Consider the following 23,726-nt stretch of genomic DNA (forward strand, 5'->3'; position numbering starts at 1 on the left):
AGCGGTTGACGTCGCTGATCGGGATCCGGAACGAACAGGTCTCAGCCGAGGAGGCCGGCCCGCTGTGCCAGCATCGCGGCCTGCACCCGGTTGTCGCAGCCGATCTTGGTGAAGACGCGGTAGAGGTGGGTCTTCACTGTGCCCTCGGTGACGAACAGCCGTGTGCTGATCTCGGCGTTCGACAGGCCCTGGGCGAGTAGCACCAGCACCTCGCGCTCGCGGTCGCTCAGGGCCCGCACCCTGGCCAGGTCCTCGCTGGGTGCGGCCGGCGCCGGGGCGGGCAGGCGGTTGAGGACCTGGCGGGTGACCTTCGGCGACAGGTAGGCGTTGCCGGCCGCGGCCGCGCGGATCGCGTGCGGGAGTTCGTCGGCGGCCGAGTCCTTGAGCAGGAAGCCCGCCGCGCCGCCGGTCAGGGCCTGGCCGACGTAGTCGTCCTCGCCGAACGTGGTCAGCATGACCACCTGCACGGACGGGCTGCCGCGCCGGATCTCGCGCAGCGCGGCGAGACCGTCCATCATCGGCATCCGGATGTCCAGCAGCACCACGTCGGGCCGGTGCAGCAGGGTCAGGTCGATGGCCTGGCGGCCGTCGCCGGCCTGCGCGACCAGGGTGATGTCGTCGAACGGCCGCAGGATCGTCTCGAGGGCGGCGCGGACGAGCCGGTCGTCGTCGGCGAGCAGCACACGGATGGGCGCGGTCATCGCGGCTCCCCTCACCGGCGGTCCAGGAATTCCTGCTTGTCTACCAGGGCGCCGTTGCGGAAGCAGAACCGGTAGACGCGTGTCGTCCCGGTCTCGGTCTCCTCCTCGAGCTGTTCCAGGATCGAACCCTCGTAGTCGACGCAGGTGGCCCCCGGCACCTCCCGGCCGCCGGTGGCGCCGATGATCGCGGTGTCCGGGTCGGGCAGCAGGTCGCGGACCTCCGGTTCGGGCCGGCCGACCCCGATTGTGTCGTAGAGTTCCCGGTCGACCGAGGCGAACCGGGTGGACGCCCACAGGCCGGCGCAGCAGACCGTCAGCACCCCGGCGGCGCCGACGGTGGCCGTGATCAGGACGAACCGGGAACGCCGGCGGTCGCGGGCCACCAGGTCGGCGAAGTCCGGGCCGTCCGGGACCGGCGGCGGAACGGCGGCCGGGCCGGTGCCGCCGTTGGCGTACGGCAGGGTCGCGGCCAGCCGGAAACCGCCGTCGGGGGTGGGCCCGTGGTAGAGCACGCCGTGGGCGACCCGGATCCGTTCGGTCAGCCCGAGCAGCCCCTGACCGGAGGTGTGCCGCACGACCGGCCGGCCTGCGGTGTTGGTGACACCGGCGATCACGGCGTCCGGCTCGTACCGCAGCGAAAGCACCACCCGGCTGCCGTGCGCGTGCCGCAGGGCGTTGGTGAGTCCTTCCTGGATCACCCGGTAGGCGGCGTGCTCGATCAGCGGGGACAGCGGCCGGGCCGTGCCCTCCCGGAGGATCTCGACCGGGGTGCCGGAGGCGCGGGCCTGGTCGGCGAGGTCGTCGAGGCGGTCCAGCGACGGCGCGGTGGCCTGTTCGTCCTGTCCGAGAAGGCCCAGGATCTGCCGCAGTTCGGTCATCGCGGCCGCCGACGTCTCCCGCAGCATCGCCGGGTCCTGCTCGGGCATGCTCGCGTACAGCGAGATCAGGGTCAGTTTGTGGCCCAGTGAATCGTGCAGGTCACGGGCGATCCGGGTGCGTTCCCGGGCCCGCGCCTGCCGGGCCACCTCGCCCTGCTGGGAGTGCAGTTGCAGGTTGCGCCGGTGCATCGCGGACATCAGCACCCGGCGGCGCCGGACCACCCGGGCGACTCCCGCCGGAATCACCGCGACCAGCGTGAACGCCGCGGTGAGCAGGATCAGGCTGAGCAGGTCCGGTCGTTCCTCCCACCACCAGGAGCCGCCGGCGAAGCAGGCCGCGCCGAGAGCGAGCCCGGCCGCGACCTGCCACCACCGGGCCGCCTGGTAGGCCAGCGACGCGCTCATCACCAGCAGCGACACCCAGCCCTGACCGCCGGTGACCAGGCCGGTCAGGGCGGCTGCGGCGTAGGCGGGGAGCGGGAGGCGACGGCGCGACAGCACCGCCGCCGGCGTCATGACGCCGATCAGCCAGGGTGCCAGGGCGTGGACCGGGACGACGATGACGGAGATCAGCGACTGACCGGTGACGGCCAGGACCAGGACGGTCTCGTAGGCGAGGCGCCAGCCACCGGCGGCTCGCAACCGGGCCGTTCCGGCTCGCAGCCCGGCTCGCAGCCCGGCCATCACGTGAGCTGCCGGCGGCGGGCCAGCCACAGGACCGCCAGGCCGTAGAGCGCCATCATCACCATGTCGGCGATGGCCTCGGTCGCGGCGACGGGCCGGTCGGCGGCGTCCACGGCGCCGGTGACGATCAGGAGTCCGAACACCGCCACATTGTTGATCACGTGCAGTCCGATCGCGGCCTCCAGCCCACCGGTCCGGATCGTCAGCACGCTCAGCACCAGCCCGCAGAGGACCATGGCGGCCAGGCCCCAGCCGGAACCCAGGCCGTGTGCCAGGCCGAACAGCACCGACGACACCACCACACCCGGCCACGGCGTGCGCATCCACGACCCGAACGCCTGCAGCAGCCAGCCGCGGAAGAAGTACTCCTCACCGGCCGCCTGCAACGGCACCAGCAGCATCACCACGACCGCCCCGACCAGCATCCGCGACCCGTCCGCCGGACCGCTCTCCAGCCCGGCACCGGGGAGAAGAGCCACAAACCCGAGATTCAACGCCATCATGGGTACGGCTACCAGCGCGCACGTGGTCATCCAGCGCCACCGCAGCCGGCCCGCCACCGACGACACGGTGCCCGGCCGGCGGCGCTGCACCCACCACGCGGCGAGCAGGGTCATCGGGATCAGTGCGCCGAGCGTGAGCAGCGTGCGGGGGAGTTCCCCGGCGGCGCCGCCCAGCACCTCCTCGGCCCGCCCGCCGGCCAGCGTCACGATCGCGTCCGCCGCGCCCATGCCCCCAGCCAGCATCAGCGGCAGTCCGAAAAGGATTACGAAGGTGCCGGCGATCGGCCGCCACCGGCCGGGGCTGCCGGTCCGGGCGAGCAGGTGGTAGGGCACCGGTGCGGGGGCCACGGCCTGCGGCGGTGTCGCGAGAAGCGTCGTCATGGGAGGAAGCCTTCCGGCTCGTACCCGGGGAGACGTCTGCCGGACGCATGACCGCCGGTACGACTTTCGGCATACAGCGCGCCCGCCGGGTTCCCACGAAGCACTGACGATTCCCGATCCGATTCTCGGGAGGCTACTTCCGACACAGCGAACACCATTCCTGGAGGAACGCCATGCGGAAAGTCGCCATCATCGTCACGGCAGTGCTCGTCGTCCTGTGCGGCGGACTCGGCTGGACCGGATACCAGTGGTTCAACCTGGGCCGGGAACTGGTCGACGCCGGCGTCACGCAGGAACAGTTCGACGCCCAGAAGGTCGGCGCGGACGAGAAGACGGTCCGGGACGCGCTGCCCGAGCCGCTCAGTGACATCGCGGAGAAGGACCTGTACGGCGACGACCAGGGCCGCAACGGGGCGCCGGCCGGTTCCTCCTGCGTCTACTACACGTTCGCGCCGCTCGAGGACGCCGGTCCCGACCTGTGGCGCTTCTGCTTCGCCGACGGCAAGCTCGCCGAGAAGAGCGGCCAGTCGATCCCGGAGTGACCGCTCACGGTGCTCGCGAACCGCGGAGTCTCTCCTGCTCGAGCAGGGCGTCCAGGTCGGAGAGCCGGCCCAGCCCCTGCAACGGCCGGCGCATCCGGTGATTGCCCGCCAGCTCCGGTTCGTGGCGGGCCAGGAAACTCCAGTAACCGGCGGTGTACGGGCAGGCGGTGTCGCCGGTACGCACCTTCGGGTCGTACCGGCAGCCGCGGCAGTAGTCGCTCATCCGGTGCACGTACGCGCCGCCGGCGGCGTACGGCTTGCTGCTCATCCGGCCTCCGTCGGCGAACTGGCTCATGCCGATCACGTTGGCGGTCATCACCCACTCGTAACCGTCGACGAAGCAGCGGTGGAACCAGTCGGCCACCGCCCCGGGACGCCAGCCGCGCTGCATCGCGTAGTTGCCCAGGATCATCAGCCGGGGGATGTGGTGCACCCAGCCGCGGTCGCGGACCCCGGCCAGCACGTCCGACAGGCAGCGGGCCTCGACCGCGTCGGCGTTCAGGTCGGCGAACCAGCGGGGCAGTTCCCGGCGCGCGTGCAGCTCGTTGGCCGCCCGGTAGTCCGGCTCGAAATACCAGTAGAGATGCCAGACGAAGTCCCGCCAGCCGAGGATCTGCCGGATGAAACCCTCGGCGCCGGCCAGCGGCACCGTCCCGGCGCGGTACGCGGACTCGGCCGCTTCGATCACTTCGAGCGGGTCCAGCAGACCGAGATTGATCGCCGGGCTGAGCAGGCTGTGCGCCATCAGCGGGTCACCGGCGAGCATCGCGTCCTCGTACGGGCCGAAGGTGGGCAGACGGTGCTCGACGAAGTGGCGCAGCCGGGCCACGGCCTCGGCCCGGGTGGCCGGGAACAGACGCGGGCCGTCGGAGCCGACGAAGGTGATGCCCTCGTCGTGCTGCCAGCGGTCCAGGTCGGCGCGGACCTCGGCGTCGATCTCGTCCTCGACGATCTCCGGTGGGGCGGGGACGCCGAGGCGGGCGGCGCCCCGCGGTGGCGGCTCACGGTTGTCGGCGTCCAGGTTCCAGCGGCCGCCGGCCGGCTCGCCACCGTCCATCAGGATGTCGTGGCGGCGGCGGGCGTGCCGGTAGAAGTCCTCCAGGCGCAGGTGGTCCCGTCCGTTCGCCCAGGCCGTGAAGTCGCCGGGCGAGGTGACGAAACCGCGGGGCGGCAGCATCTCGACGTCCGGCAGCCGGCGGACGAGACCGCGGGCGGCGCGGGACGTGGGGTGGCAGACGCTGACCGGTTCGGTGATGGCTTGCGCGTACGTCTCGGCCCGGACCAGGCGGACCCGGTCCGACCGGGCCAGGTGCCGCAGCGCGGAGAGGACGAGGTGGGCCTTCTGCCGGTGGAAGGCGCGCCGCCGGAACACCGCCTTCGACTCGACCAGCAGCACCTTCTGGCCGGGTTCGTCGAGGAAGTGCGGGCCGAGCTGGTCGGCGAACAGCCAGCGACGTGTCATGCCGCCATGCTCCCGGACCGGGGGCGGGGCGGTGCGCGAAAGCCGGCGGTGTGCGCCCCCGGGCGGATGACCTCGACGGGCCACCGAGAAAAACTATGACGGAGGAGGTAGAAATTCTCGACGAAGCCGGGTAACGTTCCTGTTGTCGAAGTCGGAGGTAAACAAAGACCGAGACGATGTGACCGAGCGTCAAGCAGGGCCCGGATCGCTTCGAGGCTCGCTCGGCACCGCAGGTGAGGCTGATGTCAGTTCAGGGCTTCACCTGGCAGTGAAAAGCTCGTCGCACGCGTGTGGAGCCATGAAGTCGCGTGGGGTTCCCTCGCCGTCGAGCAGCACGACAGCGACTCAGAAACGAAGTCAGAGGAAAGGGAGGGGAAGACACCGTTGGATCGCCCGCTGAATGGATCGTGTCATCGATCCGGGTGGGGGACACCGCAGTATCCATCGAACGAAAGGTGGTCTTCGGTCACGCTCATGCGATCCTCGCATCCCAAGCCGCACATACCGGCGGATGCGGAAACGACAAACCGGCGAACGAGCCGGCAGATGGTGTTTTCGACCCACTAGTCCCTGGGCCCCGGCGTTCCGACGCCGGGGCCCTCGTCATGGAAGAAGAGGAGTGCATGGCCCCACCCGACGACATGTTCGGTGACGACGACTACCCCGCCTACACGATGGGCCGCGCCGCGGAGATCATCGGAGCCTCGCCGGATTTCCTGCGCCGGCTCGGCGAGGCGAAACTGATCAGCCCGCTGCGCTCCGCCGGCGGACACCGCCGCTACTCCCGGTACCAGCTGCGCCTCGCCGCCCGCGCGCGGCAGATGGTCGACGACGGCACCGCTCTGGAAGCGGCCTGCCGGATCATCATCCTCGAGGACCAGCTCGCGGAAGCGCTCGAGGAGAACGAGAAGCACCGGCGCCGGCTCTCCTGAATCCGTCCGGCGTCTACCAGGCCTGTTCGGTCTCGCAGGCGATCATGGGTGTCGGACACCCTGCCCTGGCACACGTCGGTGTTCGCGCCACCGTCGAGAACGCCGGCGCCACCTCGATCCGGTCCGCGCCGTTCCCGCCGGTGATCAGGTCGTGGCCGTTCCCGCCGTACAGCTGGTCGTTGCCCCGCCCGCCGAACGCCCGCATCTTCAACCCGAGACGGGAACGGGACGGCCCCCCGAAGGGAGCCGCCCCGTGGCGGTAGAGGTGGCGACTCAGAAGGGGCGCTTACGGAGCAGGCCGTCGCGGCGGGCCTTGCGGAACATCCACACCGCCGGGACCAGGCAGACCAGCATGGCGACCACGCTGGCCTCCGGCCCGAACGTCCCGCCGGTCAGGGTGGTCGACGCGGTCGGGTCCATGGTCAGGTGGAACAGGCCGGGGACGCCCTCGGTGCCCGAGGTGGCGGTGCCGAAGATGCCCAGCTCGGTGGTGTTCCAGGCGAAGTGCACGCCGATCGGGAGCCAGAGCGAGCGGGTCAGCACGTAGCTCAGCGCGGTCAGGGTGCCGCCGGCCAGGGCGATCGCGAGGGAGCCGGAGATCGTGGAGTTCTCGTTCACCAGGTGTGTCAGGCCGAACAGGACGGACGAGGTCACGATCGCGATGACGCTGCCGGTGCGCTCCTCGAGGATCCGGTAGATCACTCCGCGGAACAGGATCTCCTCGTTGACGGCGACGCTGGTCATCGAGCCGGCGATGGTGAGGAAGGCGCCGATCGAGCCCGCGGTGATCCGGCCCCAGCCGCCGAACATCCCGATGATGAGAATGGTCGCGGTGAAGCAGAGGAAACCGATCAGCGTGCCCCTGCGAAGGCCGGACCACATTGCTTTCCGGTCGAATTCGGCGACGTCCTCGCGGCCCTCCACCCGGCGGGCCAGCCAGGTGTAGCCGGCGATCGCGGCGGCACTGGTGGCCAATCCGGCGACCAGCGCCGCGATCGGGTGGACCTCGGCGAGGACGTTGATCCCCCGGGTCGCCGACAGCACCGCGACCATCGCGACGAGAAGAATCGGGAAACGGAATCGCCGGAGCGTTTGCGGGTTCAGTGCCGTGACGATCGCGTTCATTTCCCGGTCCTTTTCAGTCGCCGTTCGTTCTGATGAACACGACTTTATGGATCGGGAGGGCCCACCCCATCCCCGTGCGGGAAGCACTTTCGGATCCCCCGCGCGGGGGATGGGGCCGGGGCCTTTCGGTTCGGCGTACGTCGCCCGGACCGCGGTGTCGTCCGGCGGCGAGTGCCGATGGTCCCGATACCACCTGGGTGGTGCCGAGCGGGGGATAGATATGCGAGGATGGCAGGACGATACCGTCTCGACGCTTCCTGAAGCGGTCGGCGGCCACATTCCACTCACGGGGATCGGTGGATGTTCTCTCTGCGTAATCTGGCCGGAGCCGTCATGGTCCCGGCCCTCCTGCTCGGCATGGGCACACCGGCCGAGGCGGCCGGCAACACCCTCACTCTCACCGCTCTGAACCGCAACGGCGTCAAGGCCGGCGTCACCGCCACCGCGGTCAACCTCGCCACCAACTCCAGCTACACGCTGAAGGGCGGCAAGGCCAAGAAGCTGCCCAAGGGCACGTACACCGTGATCACGTCGATTCGCACCGGGCGCACCACCACCCTCGCCGGCAAGACGGTGAAGGTGTCCGGCAAGAGCAAGCTGACCATCGACGCCCGTAAGGGCAAGAAGGTCTCGCTGGCGATCAACCCGGCGCCGAAGGGTCTCTACGCGCAGACCGAGGTGCGGATCTGCACGAGGAGCGCCAACGGCGGCTACTCGGTAGAGACCAGCACGTTCGACAACGACGCGGTCTACGTCGTCCCGACCACGTCCACGAAGTACGGCTACGCGGCGCTCGGCCACTGGGACGACGGCTCGACGATGAGCGAGAACTACGCGGTGCTGCACCAGACCGTCGGCGTGCCGAGCAAGCCGAGCAGGACGTACGCCGTGTCCAGCCTCGCCGCGGTCACCGTGGACACCCGCCGCGGACCGGACGGCGGTTCCTACCACCAGCTCTCCGCCCGGCCGGGCGGCAGCGGGTGCGGGCAGGGCCTGCACGCCGGTCTCGGCAGCACCGACCAGCCGGTCCGGACGAAGCTGCGGCTGACCGCCGGCAAGTGGACCATCGAGTCGGATTCCTCGGCCGCCGCGAAGGACGGCTCCACCCGGACTGTGGCCGCCGAGTCCGCGAACCGGACGGTCAGTGGCGGCAAGATCTACGGCCTGCGGTTCTACGGCGCGGGTTGGGGACCGGGCTCGACCCTGCCGCATGTGATCAGTGGCCGGATCAACTACCCGATCGGCGAGATGTTCGAGGACCCGGCCTTCGCCACCGGCGGCTACGCGTACGCCGTCGGCGAGAAGGCGACGGCGAAACTGGTCTTCGGCGGCAAGACGGTCAAGACGGCCAAGGACAAGGGCTGGACCAACGAGGCGGTGTACCTGGGCTACACGGTCAAGAAAGCCGGCTGGTACACCCTCTCCGTCGACGCGAGCCGTTACTACCCGGAGGTCCGCCTCCCGGGCGCCCTGCTGTCGCCGAAGACCGCCGTCACCTACCGTTTCAAGGCCAAGCCGAAGAGCTCGGTGCTGGCCCCGGTCTACGCGGTGCAGATCGTCCCCATCGGGCTGAACCTGAACAACCAGGCCAAGGCGGGCAGCACCACCGAGGTGGCGGTGAAGCTCAACCGGCTCCTGCGGTTCGGCGACACCAAGAAGGGCGCGAACCCGAAGGTCACCAAGGTCACCGCGAAGGTGTCCACCGACAACGGCAAGACCTGGCGGGCGACGACCGTCAAGAAGGTCGGCGGGACGTGGACCGTGCTGGTGAGGAACCCCGCGTCCGGTGGGGTGTCCCTGCGGACCCGGGCCACCTATTCCGGTGGTGGCTACACCGAGGCGACCGTCGTTCGGGCGTACGCCGTCGGTTGAATGAAGTGACCCGGTCCGCTGGTGAGAAAGGCTGAGCATCAGCTCCCGGGGAGAGCGAACGCCGCCCGGCGGGCATGGTCCTGGATCAGCTCCACATCGGAGGACGACAGGCCGGCCCGGGGGGCGGCGTCGCGGTACTCGCCGGACAGGGTGATCGCCGACGTGCGGGGATCGTCGGTGCAGAGCGCGACCGGCACGCCCGCCGCGAGCAGCCGCCGCACCGGGTGTTCGGCGTAGCTCGGGGCGCCGCTGGTGTGCAGGTTGCTGGTCAGGCAGACCTCGAGCGTGATCCGGTGCTCGGCGAGGTGCTCGAGCAGGGCGGGATCCTCGACCGCGTGGATGCCGTGGCCGATCCGTTCGGCGCCGAGATGACGCACCGCGTCCCACACGCTGTACGGCCCGGCCGCCTCGCCCGCGTGCACGGTGACGTGCAGGCCGGCGTCGCGCGCCAGGCGGAACGGGTCGGCGAACTCGGCGGCCGGCACGCCCGCCTCGTTGCCGGCGATGTCCACCGCGCAGAACAGGTCCTGCCTGGTCAGCAGGGTCTTCATCTGGGCGGTGCCCTGCTCGGGCCCGAGGTCGCGGAGCAGGATGCCGATCAGGGCGACCGGCAGGCCGGACTCCCGGGAGGCGGCGTGGACGCCGTCGGCGACCGCGTCGATGACCGCCTCCGGGGCCAGGCCGGTCTCCTGGGCGATGAAGGCCGGGCTGAACCGCACCTCGAGGTAGTCCAGGCCGTCGTCGGCGGCGTCCCGTACGCATTCGCGGGCGGCGCGCTGCCAGTCGTCGAGGGTCTGGAACGCGGACGGCGCCGCGTCGACCTTGGCGAGGTACGGGATCAGGCCGCCGAGCGGGCCGCGGGCGACCAGCAGGTCCTCCGGGTCGTCGGCGGTGGCCAGCGGGTGGCCGTAGCGGTGGGCGAGTTCCACAGTGGTGGACACGCGCAGCGTGCCCTCGAGGTGCCGGTGCAGGTCGATCAGTGACATGGGGTCTTCTCTTCCGGTAGTGGTGGCCGTCGGGGTGCGACGGGCGACTACTGGTAGAAGTCCTTGCGGAACGAGTGATCGCCGAAGACCGATTTCGGCCGGTTCGAGGTCGTCGCGATCACGGAGGCAGCCTAACAGCTCACACCCTATGTAGAAAAACGGCTGAGGGTGGGCTACGGTGTCCCGCATGACACCCCCGTTCCGGGTGACCGCGGCTGTGATCAAGGTGCTGGTCGCGTTCCTCGAAGACCCCGACGCCGACCGCTACGGTCTCGATCTGATGCGTGCCAGCGGACATCCCAGCGGCACGCTCTACCCGATCCTGCTGCGCCTGCAGAACGCCGGCTGGGTCGACGCCGTGTGGGAGGAGATCGATCCGGTCGCCGCCGGTCGCCCGGCCCGCCGCTATTACCGCCTCACCCCCGACGGCCTGGTCGCGGCCCGCGCCGAGATCGCGGCCCTGCGGCAGCAGCTCGACCGCACGCACAGCCCGTCGGCCAAGGTGCGTCCCGCGTGAGCGCGCTGCACGGGCTGACCCGCTGGGCCGTCGACGCTGCCGCCCGGCGCTGGCCGGCCGAGATCCGCGACGAGATGGCCCGTGAGTGGCACGCCGAGATGGCCGCGATCGAGGCCGAGCCCGGTGGCGCGCGGCAGGCGTTCGCCTTCGCGTTCAGCCTGCTCACCGCCCCGCCGGTGCATGACCGCAGCGGCGCGCCCCGCGGCTGGTCGGAGACCACCGGCCCGATGGCCCCGGCCGCCGCGCTGATGCTCGCCGGGCTGCTCATCTTCGGCTTCCTGACCTCGACCTTCTCGGTCAGCATGATGCTGCTCGCGCCTCTCGGCGTCGAGATGACGCCGATGACCTGGCCGGTGACCCTCATCGACGGGGCGGTGGCGATCCTGGTGTGCGTGCCGGCCGGCCGCTGGCTGGGCCGCCGGATGCCGATCGACCGGATCGACCGGTTCGGGCCGGCCACCTCGGTCTTCTTCGCTCCCCTGCTGCTCGCGCCGGTGATCTACCTGCTTGCGGTGACCGGCCAGGAGTGGGTCTTCGTCGTCGGCCTGCTCGTGGCCCTGGTCGTCTGGGCGCCCGCGATCGCCGTCCTCGGCGTCGCCGCGGTCCGGGCCCGGCGCCGGACCGCCGTGTTCCTGATCCTGCTCGGCACCCCGCTGATCAGCGTGCTCGCCGCCGTCGCCGGGACCCTGCCGATGGTCGTGTCCAGTGCGGACGGACTCTCCGGTGGCCTGCGGGCCGCCGAGGCGTCCCTGCTGTACGGCACGCCCACCCCGGAGTACGAGGTCATCGTGGACGGGCTCAGCGGCCGGGCCTTCTACTGGTTCGGACCGTGGGCGGTCACCCTCGTCGCACTCGCCGCGCTGGCGCTGACCTTCGGACTGGCCGCGGTCCGGCCACTGCCCCGCCGGATGCCCGTCGCCGCCACCGCGGAGCAGGAGCCGGCCGTCACGATGCCGGCCGCCGTCGTCGCCGTCGGATCGGCGTGCCTGACGCTCGGCGTGGTGGCGTGGGCGTACACGCTGGCGATCCTCGACCCGGCGATGCCGGTGGTCTCCCGGAACGCCCCGATGCCGGGCGGCGACGGCGAGATCTACCTGTGGGTGGCCGAGCTGCGCTGGACGGCGATCCTGATCGCCGCCCTCGGCATGCTGATCGCGGCCGCCGACCGCCGGCGCGCGACGCCGTCCGCGGTGGTGCTCGCCGTCAACCTGCTCGCCCTCAACGGTGTGCTGATGCGGCTCCAGCCGACCGGCGCGACGGGTCTGCAGATCACGCTGCTGCTCGGTGCGGTGGCGATCGCCCTGGCGTGGTTCGTCGCCGGCGGCCGGCTCGACGAGCCCCGGATCGCCGGGGCACTGCGCCGGCGGGTCGCCGCGGGTGCGGTGCTCGCCGCCGCCTGTGGGCCATTGATCCTCTCCCAGGGCACGCCCGGGGTGAACCACCCGTACCTCCCCGCGGGCCTGCAGATCACCACGACCGGCCTGGCCGTCCTCGGGGTGCTGCTGGCGATGGTCCCCGCGGTGGTGCTCAGCCGGTACCGGCTTCCGGTGTGGGCGGCGATCACCCTGATCGTGCTGCCGGTCGCGCTGGTCGTGGCGGCCGGGACCTACCCGGTGGACACCGGCTCCGAGGACACCGGGTACGGCCTCTGGGGCGCGCTGGCCGGCGTCCCGGTCGCGGTGGTCGTCCTCTGGCTGCTGCGCCGTCATCGTTCACGGCGCCGGGGCCGGACGGTCGCGGTGTGGACCGCGCTGACGCTGGCCGGGATCCCCGGCGTGGTCGTGCTCTTCCTGGCCGGCCTGTACCTCGGGGCCTTCGCGCCGAACATGCTGTTCATCGTCGAGGGTTCGGGTTACCCGGCGGACGGCCTGTCGATCGTGCCCGGGGCGGCGCTGCTCCTGCTGCCGCTCGCGGCGGTGGCCGCGGCCCGGATCGACGGCCGGCCGGCGGTCGTGGCGGAGCCGGGTCCGGGCTGGCAGCCGGTGACCGACGTCGTGCCCGGCTGAGAAGACGAACGGGCCCGGCCGGGGATTGTTCTCCGCCGGCCGGGCCCGTGAATCAGGGGTGGGTCACTCCTTGAGCGAGCAGACCGACAGGCCCTCGGCGTTCAGGTTCGGCTTGGCGGCGTTGCGGCCGATCGCCGTCTCGATCCGGTTGATCGTGGCGAATCGCTTGTCCGCCAGCGGGCCGAGGATCGCGTTCTGGATGAACGCCGGTCCGCCCTGGCCCACGGTGTTGACGATCCGGGTGTTCGCCTCGTTGATCTGGGTCTGCAGCAGCTCCAGGTTGCGGGTGACCTCGGCCTGGGCCTGCGCCGGGATCGTGACGTTGACCTTCACGGCCGGGCAGTTCACGGTCGGGGCCGCACCGGTGCCGGCGGCGTTCTGGCCGGCCTGGCGGACGGTGACGCTCGTCGAGTTCTTGGTCGAGGTGCCGCCGTTCGCGTTGAGCGAGCAGACCGAGAGGCCCTCGGCGTTCAGGTTCGGCTTCGGGGCGTTGCGGCCGATCGCGGTCTCGATGCGGTTGATCGTGGCGAATCGCTTGCTCTGCAGCGGGCCGAGGATCGCGTTCTGGATGAAGTTCTTGCCGCCCTGTCCGACGGTGCTCTTGATCCGGGCGTTGGCCTCGTCGATCTGGGTGTTCAGCAGTTCGAGGTTGCGGACGACCTCGGCCTGCGCCTGCTGCGGCACGGCCACGGTGACGGCGACCTGCGGGCAGTTGACGGTCGCGACGCCGGTGTTCGCGCCGGCGTTGTCGTTGCCGCCGGCGTTGTTGCCGGTGTTGCCGCCCGCGTTGCCGGTGTTGCCGGTGTTACCGGCCGCGGCGGTCGGGAACGACGTCGGGTTCTTGACCGACGCGCCGCCGTTCGCGTTGAGCGAGCAGACCGAGAGGCCCTCGGCGTTCAGGTCCGGCTTGGCGGCGTTGCGGCCGATCGCCGTCTCGATGCGGTTGATCGTGGCGAACCGCTTGCTCTGCAGCGGGCCGACGATCGCGTTCTGGATGAAGTTCGGGCCGCCCTGACCCTTCGTGCTGACGATGCGCGCGTTGGCCTCGTCGATCTGCGTGTTCAGCAGTTCGAGGTTGCGCTTCACCTCATCGGTGGCCTGCGACGGCACGTTGACGGTGATCTTCAGCGGCGAGCAGTTCACCGTGGGCGACGCCTCGGCGGCCGAGGCGACACCGAGTCCCACACCGACGATTGCCACCGCGACCCCCGCGACCGCGCCGGCCTGCCAGCGACGAGCAGTGGTGCGAGGGTTCTTGAACCGGGACCTGTACATGGGAACCTACGCCTTCCGAGGAACGAGCTGTGCGCTTCGGCCCCGAATACGGGAGCGTTCCCACGGCCGGATCAAAACTTTTGATCATTAGTTTCAAGTGATACCGGAATCTGCCCTGTGAGCTGCCTGTTTGCCGTCTGTGCAGTTTTTCGTCCGGGCGGCCGCCGCCCGGATCGGACGAAAGTGGATTCCGGCGTGCAGGCGATGATCATCCGAAGGGCTCGAATTCCGATATGGACGGACGACGCGAGCCTTGCGTCGCTACGGTACCGTTCTGCTGTCGATCGAACAACGACGATCGCCACCTCGACGGGGGAATCCATGTTCTTGCTTCAGCGTAGGAAGCTCGCTCTGATCGGTGCCGCCGCCGCAGCGGTCGCCTCGACCGCGTTCCTGGCGTCGCCCGCTCAGGCGGCCTCGACCGGCTCCGCCAAGGTGTCCGGCTCGACCGTCGCCTTCACGGCCGCGGCCGGCAAGGCGAACAACCTGGTCATCACGATCAAGGGCCGCACCGTCACCCTCGACGACAAGGTCGCGATCAAGGCGGGCAAGGGCTGCAAGGCGGTCAAGGGCGACAAGACCAAGGTCAAGTGCACCACCGCCAAGAAGACCACCAAGATCACGGCCAACCTCGGTGACAAGAACGACAAGGTCACCAACAAGACCGGGGTGGCGCTGGTCGCCGACGGCGGCTCCGGCAACGACACCCTGAACGGCGGTTCGGGGATCGACACGCTCAAGGGCGGCACCGGCAACGACCGGATCGTCGGCAACGCGGGCAACGACGTGCTCTACGGCGGCACCGGCAACGACAACATCGACGGCAACGCCGGCAACGACAAGGTCTACGGCGGCGCGGGCGACGACCTCTTCGACGGCGGCGCGGGCAACGACACGATCTACGGCGAGGCCGGCGAAGACGAGATCTGGGGCAACACCGGCGACGACACGCTCAGCGGCGGCGCCGGCATGGACATCCTCCTGGGCGAGCAGGGCCACGACAAGCTCTACTCGGGTGCGGGCGACGACATGGCGCTCGGCGGCCCGGGCAACGACACGGTCTTCGGCGACGCCGGGCTCGACATCGTCTCCGGCGACGACGGCAACGACCGGCTCTTCGGCGGCACCGACGACGACCTCGTGTGGGGCTTCACCGGCACCGACACGCTGTACGGTGACGCCGGCGACGACGTCCTGATCGGCGAGGACCTCGACGACGACTTCCTCCCGACCGGCAGCACCACCGCCAAGGACAAGCTCGACGGCGGCGCGCACGCCGAGGCCGGCGACATCTGCCTGGCGGTGGAGGGAAGCACCTCGGTCAACTGCGAGCTCACCGCGGTTCCGCAGGAGTGGCTCGAGGAGGGTGACTTCTCGGCGAGCAGCGTCGGCGCCGGCAGTGTGAAGGTGGCCGAGGGCCTCAAGCGCGTCGAGGCTCTCCGCGCGGCGCAGAACTGAATCGGATAGACCGGCAACGGCCCGTCGCGGGAACACCGCGGCGGGCCGTTCTCAGTCCCGGTCCGGGAGGTCCGGACCTGGATTCCCGGACCGGAACTCCCGGACCGGGACGACGAGCGGCGCCCCCGACCGCGGATGCGGCATCACCTCGACCGGATGCTGATAGACCGCGCTCAGCAGTTCGCCGGTGAACACCTCGTCCGGGTCGCCGACGGCCCGGACCCGCCCGGCCTCCAGCACACAGACCCGGTCCGCGTAGGCGGCGGCCAGCCCCAGATCGTGCAGCACCACGATCACCGCGGCGCCCGCCGAGGCCCGTGCCCGGGCCGCGCCCATCACGAGTTCCTGATGCCGCAGGTCGAGCGCCGCGGTGGGCTCGTCGAGCAACAGCACGGGTGTGCGCTGGGCCAGCACCCGGGCCAGCGCCACCCGGGCCTGCTCACCCCCGGAGAGCTGCGGAAACGGTCGTTCGGCGAAAGTGGCGGTGTCGGTCAGGCGCATCGCCTCCGTGATCGCCGCGGCGTCGTCGGCCGCCTCCGGGCACCCCGCCCACGGGGCCCGGCCCATCGCGATCACCTCACCCGCGGCGAACGGGAACGAGAGCGTCGCCTTCTGCGGGAGCACCGACCGGAGGCGGGCCAGCTCCAGCGGCCGGTATTCGCGTACCCCCTTGCCGGAGATCTCCACCCGCCCGCCGTGCGTGACGTCCCCGGCGAGCGCGGCGAGCAGCGTCGATTTCCCGGCGCCGTTCGGCCCGACGAGCGCGACCACCTCGCCCGGATCGGCGTGCAGGTCGACACCGTCCACGACGGACCGCCCGCCCAGACCGACGGTCACCCCGGTCGCTCTCATCCCCAGCCTCCCGCGCGGGCCCGGGTGCGGCGCAGCAGCCAGAAGAAGGCCGGCCCGCCGACCACCGCGGTCAGCACCCCGAGCGGTAGTTCCTGGTAATCGACAGCGGTCCGGGCGATCAGGTCACCGGTCACCACGACCACCGCGCCACCGAGTGCGCTCGCCGGGATCAGCACCCGGTGTCCCGGCCCGGCGACCATCCGGATCAGGTGCGGCACGACCAGCCCGACGAAGCTGATGATCCCGGTGAACGCCACCGCCGACGCGGTGAGCAGGGCGGTCGCGACGATGGCGATGATCCGCAGGCGTTCGGTGTCGACGCCGAGATGCCGGGCCGGTCGTTCGCCGAGGGCCAGCAGGTCGAGTTTGCGGGCGTGCAGCAGGGCCACGCCGATGCCGGTCAGGGCGCCGGGCAGGGCGATCGAAACCGCACCCCAGGTGGCCTGCGCGAGACTGCCCAGCTGCCAGAAGGCGATCGCCCGGACACCGTCGTCGTCGGTCAGGAACATCAGCAGACCGAGCAGCGCGCCCGCCGTGGCGTTGACCGCCACACCGGTCAGGACCAGCGTGACGACCTCGGTGCGGCCGTCGGCGCGGCTCATCGCGTACACGATCAAGGTGGTGATCATACCGCCGGCGAAGGCGGCGCCCGCGGTGGTCCAGGCCCCGAGGAAGGTGACGCCGCTGACGATGGCCGCGGCCGCACCGACCGCGGCGCCGGCGGAGACACCGACCACGCCCGGCTCGGCCAGCGGGTTGCCGAAGACGCCCTGCATCAGTGCGCCGGCGCAGCCGAGTGCCGCGCCGACCACCACCGCGAGCACCACCCGCGGGAACCTGACCAGCCACAACGCGTTCTCACCCTGTACCGCCGAGGGCAGCGGGCCGAGATCGATCCCGATCCGGTGCAGCAGCGAACCGGCCACTTCGGCGGGGGAGATCGGGACCTGCCCCCGTCCCGCCGCGACCAGGCAGATCACCACCAGAACAAAGATCAAACCCACGATGAGGTACGCGCTGCGCCTCCCGTGGCTCGTCGATCGGATCGCCGGCTCCCGCCGGGAAACGGCGGAGCTCACCGGCACGGCCCGTAGACCGCCGTGGCCAGTGCTTCGACCGCCTTGCCGGTCCGCGCGCCGAAGTTCAGCAGGATCCCGTCGTCCATGTCCACGATCCGCCGGTTGATCCCGGCCGGGGTCTGCGCGACGCCCGGCAGTTCGAGCAGCCCGTCCACCCCGTCGACGCTGTTCAGGCCCTCGGTCATCACCAGGATCACGTCCGGTGCCGCGTTGATCAGGCCTTCGCTGGTCAGCGGCCGGAATTTCTTCAGCCCGGCCGCGGTGCCGGCGTCCACCGCACCGATCGCCTCGATCATCGAGTCCGAGCCGGCGCCGTCGCCGCCGATCAGGAAGACCCCGGCCGTCCCGCGGACGTAGAGGAACGCGATCCGTAGCGGCTCGCCCTGGGCGGGCGCGGTCTTCTCGGCCGCCTCGATCTCCGATTGCACCCGGGTGACCAGTTGTTCGCCCGCTGCGGGGACGCCGAGTGCGCCCGCGACGGCCCGGATGTGCTCGGGGATGGTCTCCAGCGACTGCTCGTCGTCGACGATCACCACCGGGATGCCGGCGTCGCGGATCTGGTCGAGCACGGTGGCCGGCCCGATGGTGTCGTCTGCGAGCAGTACGGTCGGGTTCAGGTCGAGGACCGCCTCCGCCGACAGGTCGTGTCCCTGCGGTGTGACCAGCGGCAGCTTCGCCGCGGCGGGGAAGGTGGTGGAGGTGTCGCGGCCGATCACCCGGTCGCCGAGCCCGAGGCTGAAGACGATCTCGGCGAGTGATCCGTAGAGGTTGACGGCGAGGATCCGGTCGGCGCTCGTGACGGTGACTTTGCGCTTGTCCGCGGAGTCCACGGTGACCGGCAGTCGCGGCGCCGGGGCGGGGGAGAGCGGGGTGACGTCCTCGTCCGCCAGTTTCGCCGTGGTCACCCCGCAGGCGCCGCCGGCCGCGGCCGGTTCGGTCTCCGGCCCGATCTCGCTGACCGAGGTGCAGCCGGCGGTGAGTGTCAGGGCCGCGATGAGGAGGGCGGCTCGTTTCATGCGGTCTTCTCCTGCCTGCGGCGGCGGACCCGGCCGGTGAGGGACGCGGCGAGGATGCCGACGAGGAACGCGCCGCCGATCGCCCACCAGTGGCCTAGTGGTGTCGCGGTGCTGGTCCGGTTCAGTGCGGGCTGCGCCACCTGCAACTGCTCCACCGCGGCGGCCTCCAGCGAGGGCGCGGCGGTGGCGAGCTTCCCGGTGGGCGGCCCGACCGGCGTGGTCTGTTTCCCGGTCGGTGCCTTGGTGGTGGCATTGCCGGTGACGGCCGGGGCGGCCGTCGTGGTGGTGCCGCCGCTGGTCTTCTCCGGGGCGAACCGGACTGAGACCCGTTTGTCCTGCGACCGGTCGGCTGTCCGGGTGTGATCAGCCCGGGTCACGATCGCGCAGCCGCGGACGGCGCAGTCGATGTCACCGATCATCTGGCTGACCTTGAGGGAGACCGAGAACGAGCCGTTCTTGCCGTACGGCTTGGCCAGGTCCTCGCCGTACGACGGGGGGTTCGACGAGATCCAGACCGACGAGCCGGAGCCGCCGCTCATGTCGGCGCCGCCCCCGCACGGGGACGGCAGCACGCCCGGCCCGTTGTCCAGGCAGAACGCCACGTAGATGCCCTTCTCCACGTTGTAGCCGCTGCCGGTGACGGTGACCGTCTCCCCGCTGCGGGACAGGTTCTCGGTCTTGGAGACGGACAGCCGTTTCGCGGCCGACGCGGGAGTCCCGGTCATGACCGTCACCAACAGCGCCAGAGCCACCACTGTGGCTCTCCGGCCGATGCGCACCCTCGCCTCCACCGAAATCAAACCGATGCGATCTTGCTTTTGATCGCGAGATTAGGTGAGGCTAGCCTAACTTCGCTCGTACTAGCGAGCACTGCCCTATTCGGAAGGAAAACGAGCATGGGCACAATCAACGGCCCGCATCGGGTCGGCCTCTGGGCCGGCGCGCTCGCGCTCGGCGCCGCCACAGTGCTGACCGGAGCCTCGCCCGCCGCGGCCGCCCCGGTCGACGTCGCCGGTGGCAGCCTGGACTGGGGTTTCAAGGCCTCGTTCCGGGCGTACGTCTCCACCGGAAACGGGACCCCGCCGATCGCCACCACCGACGGGGCGAGCCGCAACGCCGACGGGACGTTCGACTTCCCGGCCGCCAGTGGCACCTACGACGCCTCGGCGGGCACGGCCACGGTCAAGTACAAGGGGACGGTCGTCTTCTCGTACCCGGCGCACATGTTCGAGATCACACTGGCCGACCCGACCCTCGTCGTCAACGGTGACGGCACCGGGTCGCTACTGGCCGACGTGGATCTGGTCGCCAACAACGGGACCACCGAGCAGCACCTCGACCAGGCCGAGGTGGCCACCCTGGTGACCACCGCGCCGACCGTCACCGACGGCGACGTGTCGTTCGCCGGCCTGGGCGCCACGCTGACCGCGAACGGGGCCGGCGCGTTCGCCGGCTTCTACTCGGCCGGCACCGCTCTCGACCCGGTGAACGCCACGGCGTCCGACGAGGCGACCGACCCGGCCGATCCCACGGACCCGACCGATCCGACGGACCCCACGGATCCGACGGACCCCACGGATCCGACGGAACCGGGCACCGGCAACGGCTCCGCCGCTCAGACGATCAAGGCAGCTGTCGCCGGTGGCGCACTGACCCTGACGTCGGCCGGCTCGGCGGTCTCGCTCTCCGCGGCGACGCCCGGCCAGACCGCGACCGGCGCCCTGAACGCCGTCACCGTCAGCGACCTGCGCGGCACCAACGCCGGCTGGGACCTGGTCGGCCAGGTCACCGACTTCACGTCGGCCGGCGGCGGGAACATCCCCGCGGCCAACCTGGGCTGGGAACCGACCGCAGCGGTCACCACCAGCACCCTCAAGGCGGCCGGCGGCGTGACCAACGCCGTGTCGGCCGGCGACCCGGTCGCCCCCGGCACCGGCCTCGGCACCAGCCGCACGCTGTGCAGCGCCGAGACCGGCGGCAGCCTGGGCAGTTCCACCTGCGGCGCGACGCTGAACCTCGGTGTTCCCGAGTCCAGCGCCGCCGGTGAGTACAGCGCCGTGCTCACCCTGACGCTCGCCTGATCCACGGGTGGGGGAACCGGCCGGGGATTCCGCAACGATTCCCGGCCGGCCCGGCCCCATCGTAAGGAGTGAAATGAAAGTCCGAGGCGTGCTGGCCGCGGTTCTTCTCCTGGTCCTCGCACCGGCACCGGCCCAGGCCGCGCCCAAGGACTCCGACCTGCGCTGGTCCGTGCAGCCGTCGACGGCGAAAGGGCCGGACGGGCGGGACTACATCATCACGCGGGCGGCCCCCGGCGAGACGTTCACCGACTACGTCGGCGTCACCAACCTGACCGCCGGGAAACTGACCTTCACGGTATACGGGACCGACGCGTACAACACCGAGGACGGCTCGTTCGCGCTGCTGCCGGCCGCGCAACAGCCCACCGACATCGGCTCCTGGGTGACACTGGGCGCGCGGGCGTACACCGTGCCGGCGAACACCCGCCTGGACATCCCGTTCTCGGTGACCGTGCCGACCGACGCCACCCCCGGGGACCACGCCGGTGGCATCGTCGCCTCGATCGCCGAGGAATCGGTCGACGCCCAGGGGCAGAAGGTGCTGGTGGACCGCCGGGTCGCGGCCCGCGTCTATCTCACCGTGGCGGGCGCGGTCGCGCCCACGTTGGCGATCGACACGGTACGCCTGGAGTACGCGCAAGCCGCCAACCCGGCCGACGGCGGCGTGATGACCGTGCGGTATCTCGTCCGCAACACCGGGAACCTGCGTCTCACCGGCGCCGGCTCGGTCCGCGTCGTCGGGCCGCTCGGCTGGGAGCTGGCGCGTACCGAAGACCTGGAACTTCCGGAACTGCTGCCCGGCGGTTCCGTGACCATCACCGAGAAGATCCTCGGGGTGCAGCCGACCGTGCGACTCGCCGCGCAGGTCGACGTCGTGCCGGCCAGCTTCGACCAGAAGCTGCCGACCGTGACCCGTGCCACCGGTGTCTGGGCCTGGCCGTGGGCTCTGGTCGCGCTGCTCGGTGTGGCGCTGCTCGCCCTGGCCTTCCGATACGCCCGGAAAGTCCGCCGCAAGCGGGCCGCGGGTCTGGACACCGTCACCACTTCATGAGGACGATGAACACGACATCGGTGTCGTGCCGCCTCCCCGCCACACCGTTGATCAGGAAGGACGAGCCGACATGACCGGATTCGCCGCCCGCATCCGCCGGGCCACGATGGTTGAGCACCGCGAGGCCGAGACCAGGACGTTCATCACCCGGCTGGCCTCCGGCACGGTGCCGATCGCCGGATTCGCCCAACTCACCGCGCAATACCTGCACATCTACCGCGTACTCGAACAGGCCGCCGAACGATGGCGTGACGACGACGTGGCCGGCCCGTTCGCCGACCCCGCGCTGGCCCGGGTGCCGGCGCTGGAGGCCGACCTGGCGCAGCTGTACGGCCCCGGCTGGGAGTCCGAGATCGCCCAGCTGGACGCCACCCGGCGCTACACCGACCACCTGCGCGAACACTGCTCCACGTCGCGGCCGCACTTCATCGCCCACCACTACGTCCGTTACCTGGGCGACCTGAGTGGCGGCCAGATGATCGGACGGACCCTCTCCGGGGTGTACGGGCTGGAGCAGGCCGGCACGATGTTCTACCGCTTCGAGGCCATTCCGGACGCGCGGGCGTACAAGACCGGTTACCGCGAGCGGCTGGACGCCCTGCCGTTCTCCGAGGCCGAGCTGGAGACGGCGGTCGCCGAGGCGCAGCTGGCCTTCCGCCTCAACGGCGGCATCTTCCACGAGATGGGCCTGATCTTCCCCGAGGACCGCACCCCCGCCGCTGCCTGAACCCTGCGCCGATCCTGGTGCGGGTCCCCCCTCGGACGGTGGTCACCGCACCAGGATCGCGTACGGCGCCGCTAACGGGCGGTCTTGGCGAGTGCCTTCTTCTTCAGCATCAGACGGACGGTCGGGAGCACCTCGGAGACGGCCGGGATGCCCGGGCCGGGCGCCTGCACGCCGACGGTGAGCGCGGGCGCGGACAACTCGAGGGAGCCGGCCATCCGGTCCACGTCCGTGATGATCGAACCGGTGAGGACCAGCACGCCGGTGTCGTCGACCTCGGTGCGTACCTTCCGCAGGGTCCGCTGCCGCTCCTCGCGCAACGTCTCCAGCAGCTTGTGCAGGTTCTCCGCGTCCCGGGCGGTGTTGGCCTGCCGGTCCGCCACCACGGTCGCGTGGAAGGCGAACGCCTCCGACGCGGCGGTCAGCACCGAGCCGATCTGCTCCGGCACCATGGCCGCCCGCGGCGTGACGGCGGCGTCGAACATCGACCGGGCCACCGAGTTGACCTGGTGCACCCCGTGCTCGAGAGCCCGCAGGGTCTGCTGCAGGGGCGCCACCCGGGCCACCGGCGTGGTCAGCGACCAGCGGGCCTGCCGGAGCAGTTCGTCGACGGCGGCGCCGGCCTCGGCCAGGTCCTCGTCGAGTTCCCGGGACCGGGCCAGCCACGCGGCGGCCTGCTCCCGGTCGTAGCCGTCGCGGACCCCGGTGCCCAGGTTGCCGAGCAGACGGGCGATCTCGGCGGAGAGGTGGGCGAGGCGCTCCCGGGCCCGTTCCAGCGGGGTCATGCCGCCGACGAGCGGTGACAGGATCATGCCGACCAGGATGCCCAGGCCGGTCGCGGCGACCCGCTGCCACACGAAGGACTCGGTGACGGTGCTGCCGGCGACCAGGATGCCCAGCGAGGTCAACGGCACGGTGACCGAACTGTCCCCGAGGCGCAGCAGCCGCCCGGCGGCGAGACCGCATCCGGCGATGATCGCGATCGTCCACAGGCTCAGCCCGAACGTCCCCCACACGACGACGGTGACGGCCATCCCGGCGAGTGTGCCGATCAGCCGGCGGGCGCCCTCCCGCATCGAGGCGTGCGAGCTCATCTGCACCGACAGCGTCGCGGAGATCGCCGCGGTGACCGGCCCGACCATGTGCAGCGTCTCCGCCGCGAACCAGGCGCCGCCGGCCGCGACCGCGGTGACCAGGATCGACCGGACGGTGGCGGGCTCGACCCGTTCAGCACACCACCGGACCACCCGCCGCAGTCGTTTCGGCACATGCGGCCGCAGCCGGGCGAACACGGCCCGCCAGACGGCGGCGACCGCGGGCCGGGCGGTGCGCCGCAGCAGCGCGCTGACGAGCGCGCCGAGGAGCAGGCCGATGGTGACGAGGATGATCGGATTCGGGTGCTGGAGGAGCGAACGGAACAACGGAAGCCTTCTACTAGACGCGGGGGGACGGACAGGAGAACCGGAGACGTTCTCGAAGTTATCCCTGCCGAAAGCCGCATCCAGGGCATTTACCCCAACTGTGACGGGTGTCGCCTTGAATGATCCTTTTCAGTCACTTCCGCCACACCTATCCGCCATACCCGGCCTCGTGCCCACCCG

At 71.0% G+C, this 23,726-nt stretch carries 22 protein-coding genes; 9 read left to right on the plus strand and 13 right to left on the minus strand.

The genetic code is table 11. The annotated features are described in order from the left end of the window. Nucleotides 1-41: 41 nt before the first annotated feature. Genes QSK32_RS26900 through QSK32_RS26910 form a run of 3 tightly spaced genes read right to left on the minus strand, consistent with a single transcriptional unit; the run spans nt 42 to nt 3,147 of the window. Nucleotides 42-701, minus strand: coding sequence for a response regulator transcription factor (locus QSK32_RS26900; RefSeq protein ID WP_285473497.1), 660 nt, complete (start codon nt 699-701; stop codon nt 42-44). A gap of 11 nt (nt 702-712) precedes the next feature. Next, complete coding sequence (locus QSK32_RS26905; RefSeq protein WP_285473498.1) at nt 713-2,263, minus strand: sensor histidine kinase; 1,551 nt, start codon at nt 2,261-2,263, stop codon at nt 713-715. Next, nucleotides 2,263-3,147: a CPBP family intramembrane glutamic endopeptidase gene (locus tag QSK32_RS26910; RefSeq protein ID WP_045745716.1), complete on the minus strand. Its 885-nt coding sequence runs from the start codon at nt 3,145-3,147 to the stop codon at nt 2,263-2,265. The genes QSK32_RS26905 and QSK32_RS26910 overlap by 1 nt, the downstream gene beginning before the upstream one ends. 173 nt (nt 3,148-3,320) lie before the next feature. Between QSK32_RS26910 and QSK32_RS26915 the strand changes: the two genes are divergently transcribed. Further along, on the plus strand, nt 3,321-3,689 hold the full coding sequence (locus tag QSK32_RS26915) for a hypothetical protein (RefSeq protein ID WP_285473499.1): 369 nt from the start codon (nt 3,321-3,323) through the stop codon (nt 3,687-3,689). A gap of 4 nt (nt 3,690-3,693) precedes the next feature. Here the strand turns inward: QSK32_RS26915 and QSK32_RS26920 are convergent, their stop codons facing one another. After that, nucleotides 3,694-5,151: a cryptochrome/photolyase family protein gene (locus QSK32_RS26920; RefSeq protein WP_285473500.1), complete on the minus strand. Its 1,458-nt coding sequence runs from the start codon at nt 5,149-5,151 to the stop codon at nt 3,694-3,696. A gap of 623 nt (nt 5,152-5,774) precedes the next feature. Here QSK32_RS26920 and QSK32_RS26925 point away from each other — a divergent pair. Further along, the gene (locus tag QSK32_RS26925) at nt 5,775-6,083 is read left to right on the plus strand and encodes a MerR family transcriptional regulator (protein ID WP_045745713.1); all 309 of its coding nucleotides are present in this window, start codon (nt 5,775-5,777) and stop codon (nt 6,081-6,083) included. A 13-nt stretch (nt 6,084-6,096) separates the two neighbouring features. Here the strand turns inward: QSK32_RS26925 and QSK32_RS26930 are convergent, their stop codons facing one another. Together QSK32_RS26930 and QSK32_RS26935 are read right to left on the minus strand one after the other, a co-directional pair. Beyond that, a complete protein-coding gene (locus QSK32_RS26930; protein ID WP_045745712.1) occupies nt 6,097-6,288 on the minus strand; it encodes a hypothetical protein in 192 nt (63 codons plus the stop codon). A gap of 68 nt (nt 6,289-6,356) precedes the next feature. Beyond that, nucleotides 6,357-7,208 carry a CPBP family intramembrane glutamic endopeptidase gene (locus QSK32_RS26935; RefSeq protein WP_052720953.1) on the minus strand — a complete coding sequence of 284 codons (852 nt, stop codon included), beginning with the start codon at nt 7,206-7,208 and terminating at the stop codon, nt 6,357-6,359. A gap of 300 nt (nt 7,209-7,508) precedes the next feature. Here QSK32_RS26935 and QSK32_RS26940 point away from each other — a divergent pair, with 300 nt between their 5' ends. Next, the gene (locus QSK32_RS26940) at nt 7,509-9,080 is read left to right on the plus strand and encodes a hypothetical protein (protein ID WP_045745711.1); all 1,572 of its coding nucleotides are present in this window, start codon (nt 7,509-7,511) and stop codon (nt 9,078-9,080) included. 38 nt (nt 9,081-9,118) lie between these two features. On the opposite strand, the gene add is transcribed toward QSK32_RS26940, so the two are convergent. Next, a complete protein-coding gene (gene add, locus QSK32_RS26945; RefSeq protein ID WP_045745710.1) occupies nt 9,119-10,066 on the minus strand; it encodes an adenosine deaminase in 948 nt (315 codons plus the stop codon). A gap of 187 nt (nt 10,067-10,253) precedes the next feature. Between add and QSK32_RS26950 the strand changes: the two genes are divergently transcribed. Further along, complete coding sequence (locus QSK32_RS26950) at nt 10,254-10,583, plus strand: PadR family transcriptional regulator (RefSeq protein ID WP_045745709.1); 330 nt, start codon at nt 10,254-10,256, stop codon at nt 10,581-10,583. Then, complete coding sequence (locus QSK32_RS26955; RefSeq protein ID WP_285473501.1) at nt 10,580-12,589, plus strand: hypothetical protein; 2,010 nt, start codon at nt 10,580-10,582, stop codon at nt 12,587-12,589. The genes QSK32_RS26950 and QSK32_RS26955 overlap by 4 nt, the downstream gene beginning before the upstream one ends. Before the next feature lie 63 nt (nt 12,590-12,652). Here QSK32_RS26955 and QSK32_RS26960 read toward each other — a convergent pair whose 3' ends face one another. Further along, complete coding sequence (locus tag QSK32_RS26960) at nt 12,653-13,864, minus strand: hypothetical protein (RefSeq protein ID WP_285473502.1); 1,212 nt, start codon at nt 13,862-13,864, stop codon at nt 12,653-12,655. 321 nt (nt 13,865-14,185) lie between these two features. Here QSK32_RS26960 and QSK32_RS26965 point away from each other — a divergent pair, with 321 nt between their 5' ends. Further along, nucleotides 14,186-15,322 carry a calcium-binding protein gene (locus QSK32_RS26965; protein WP_285473503.1) on the plus strand — a complete coding sequence of 379 codons (1,137 nt, stop codon included), beginning with the start codon at nt 14,186-14,188 and terminating at the stop codon, nt 15,320-15,322. Between the two features lie 51 nt (nt 15,323-15,373). On the opposite strand, the gene QSK32_RS26970 is transcribed toward QSK32_RS26965, so the two are convergent. The 4 genes from QSK32_RS26970 to QSK32_RS26985 all read right to left on the minus strand — a co-directional run bounded on the left by QSK32_RS26970 (nt 15,374) and on the right by QSK32_RS26985 (nt 18,994). After that, nucleotides 15,374-16,174 carry a heme ABC transporter ATP-binding protein gene (locus tag QSK32_RS26970; RefSeq protein WP_285473504.1) on the minus strand — a complete coding sequence of 267 codons (801 nt, stop codon included), beginning with the start codon at nt 16,172-16,174 and terminating at the stop codon, nt 15,374-15,376. Beyond that, nucleotides 16,171-17,178, minus strand: a complete 1,008-nt coding sequence (locus QSK32_RS26975; RefSeq protein WP_245674173.1) for a FecCD family ABC transporter permease — start codon at nt 17,176-17,178, stop codon at nt 16,171-16,173. The genes QSK32_RS26970 and QSK32_RS26975 overlap by 4 nt, the downstream gene beginning before the upstream one ends. A gap of 71 nt (nt 17,179-17,249) precedes the next feature. Further along, on the minus strand, nt 17,250-18,269 hold the full coding sequence (locus tag QSK32_RS26980; protein WP_285473505.1) for a heme/hemin ABC transporter substrate-binding protein: 1,020 nt from the start codon (nt 18,267-18,269) through the stop codon (nt 17,250-17,252). Continuing rightward, nucleotides 18,266-18,994 (minus strand): hypothetical protein, encoded by a 729-nt coding sequence (locus QSK32_RS26985; protein WP_285473506.1) that lies wholly within the window; start codon nt 18,992-18,994, stop codon nt 18,266-18,268. The genes QSK32_RS26980 and QSK32_RS26985 overlap by 4 nt, the downstream gene beginning before the upstream one ends. A gap of 171 nt (nt 18,995-19,165) precedes the next feature. Between QSK32_RS26985 and QSK32_RS26990 the strand changes: the two genes are divergently transcribed. From QSK32_RS26990 to QSK32_RS27000, 3 genes are all read left to right on the plus strand, one after another. Beyond that, nucleotides 19,166-20,350, plus strand: coding sequence for an HtaA domain-containing protein (locus tag QSK32_RS26990; RefSeq protein WP_285473507.1), 1,185 nt, complete (start codon nt 19,166-19,168; stop codon nt 20,348-20,350). A gap of 73 nt (nt 20,351-20,423) precedes the next feature. Then, entirely contained in the window at nt 20,424-21,401 is a 978-nt protein-coding gene (locus QSK32_RS26995; RefSeq protein ID WP_285473508.1) for a WxL protein peptidoglycan domain-containing protein, read from the plus strand. A gap of 70 nt (nt 21,402-21,471) precedes the next feature. Then, a complete protein-coding gene (locus QSK32_RS27000; RefSeq protein WP_045745703.1) occupies nt 21,472-22,128 on the plus strand; it encodes a biliverdin-producing heme oxygenase in 657 nt (218 codons plus the stop codon). 71 nt (nt 22,129-22,199) lie between these two features. On the opposite strand, the gene QSK32_RS27005 is transcribed toward QSK32_RS27000, so the two are convergent. Then, complete coding sequence (locus QSK32_RS27005) at nt 22,200-23,546, minus strand: FUSC family protein (RefSeq protein WP_285473509.1); 1,347 nt, start codon at nt 23,544-23,546, stop codon at nt 22,200-22,202. Nucleotides 23,547-23,726 lie beyond the last annotated feature (180 nt).

Source organism: Actinoplanes sp. NBRC 101535, assembly GCF_030269225.1.
Taxonomy (GTDB): Bacteria; Actinomycetota; Actinomycetes; order Mycobacteriales; family Micromonosporaceae; genus Actinoplanes; species Actinoplanes rectilineatus.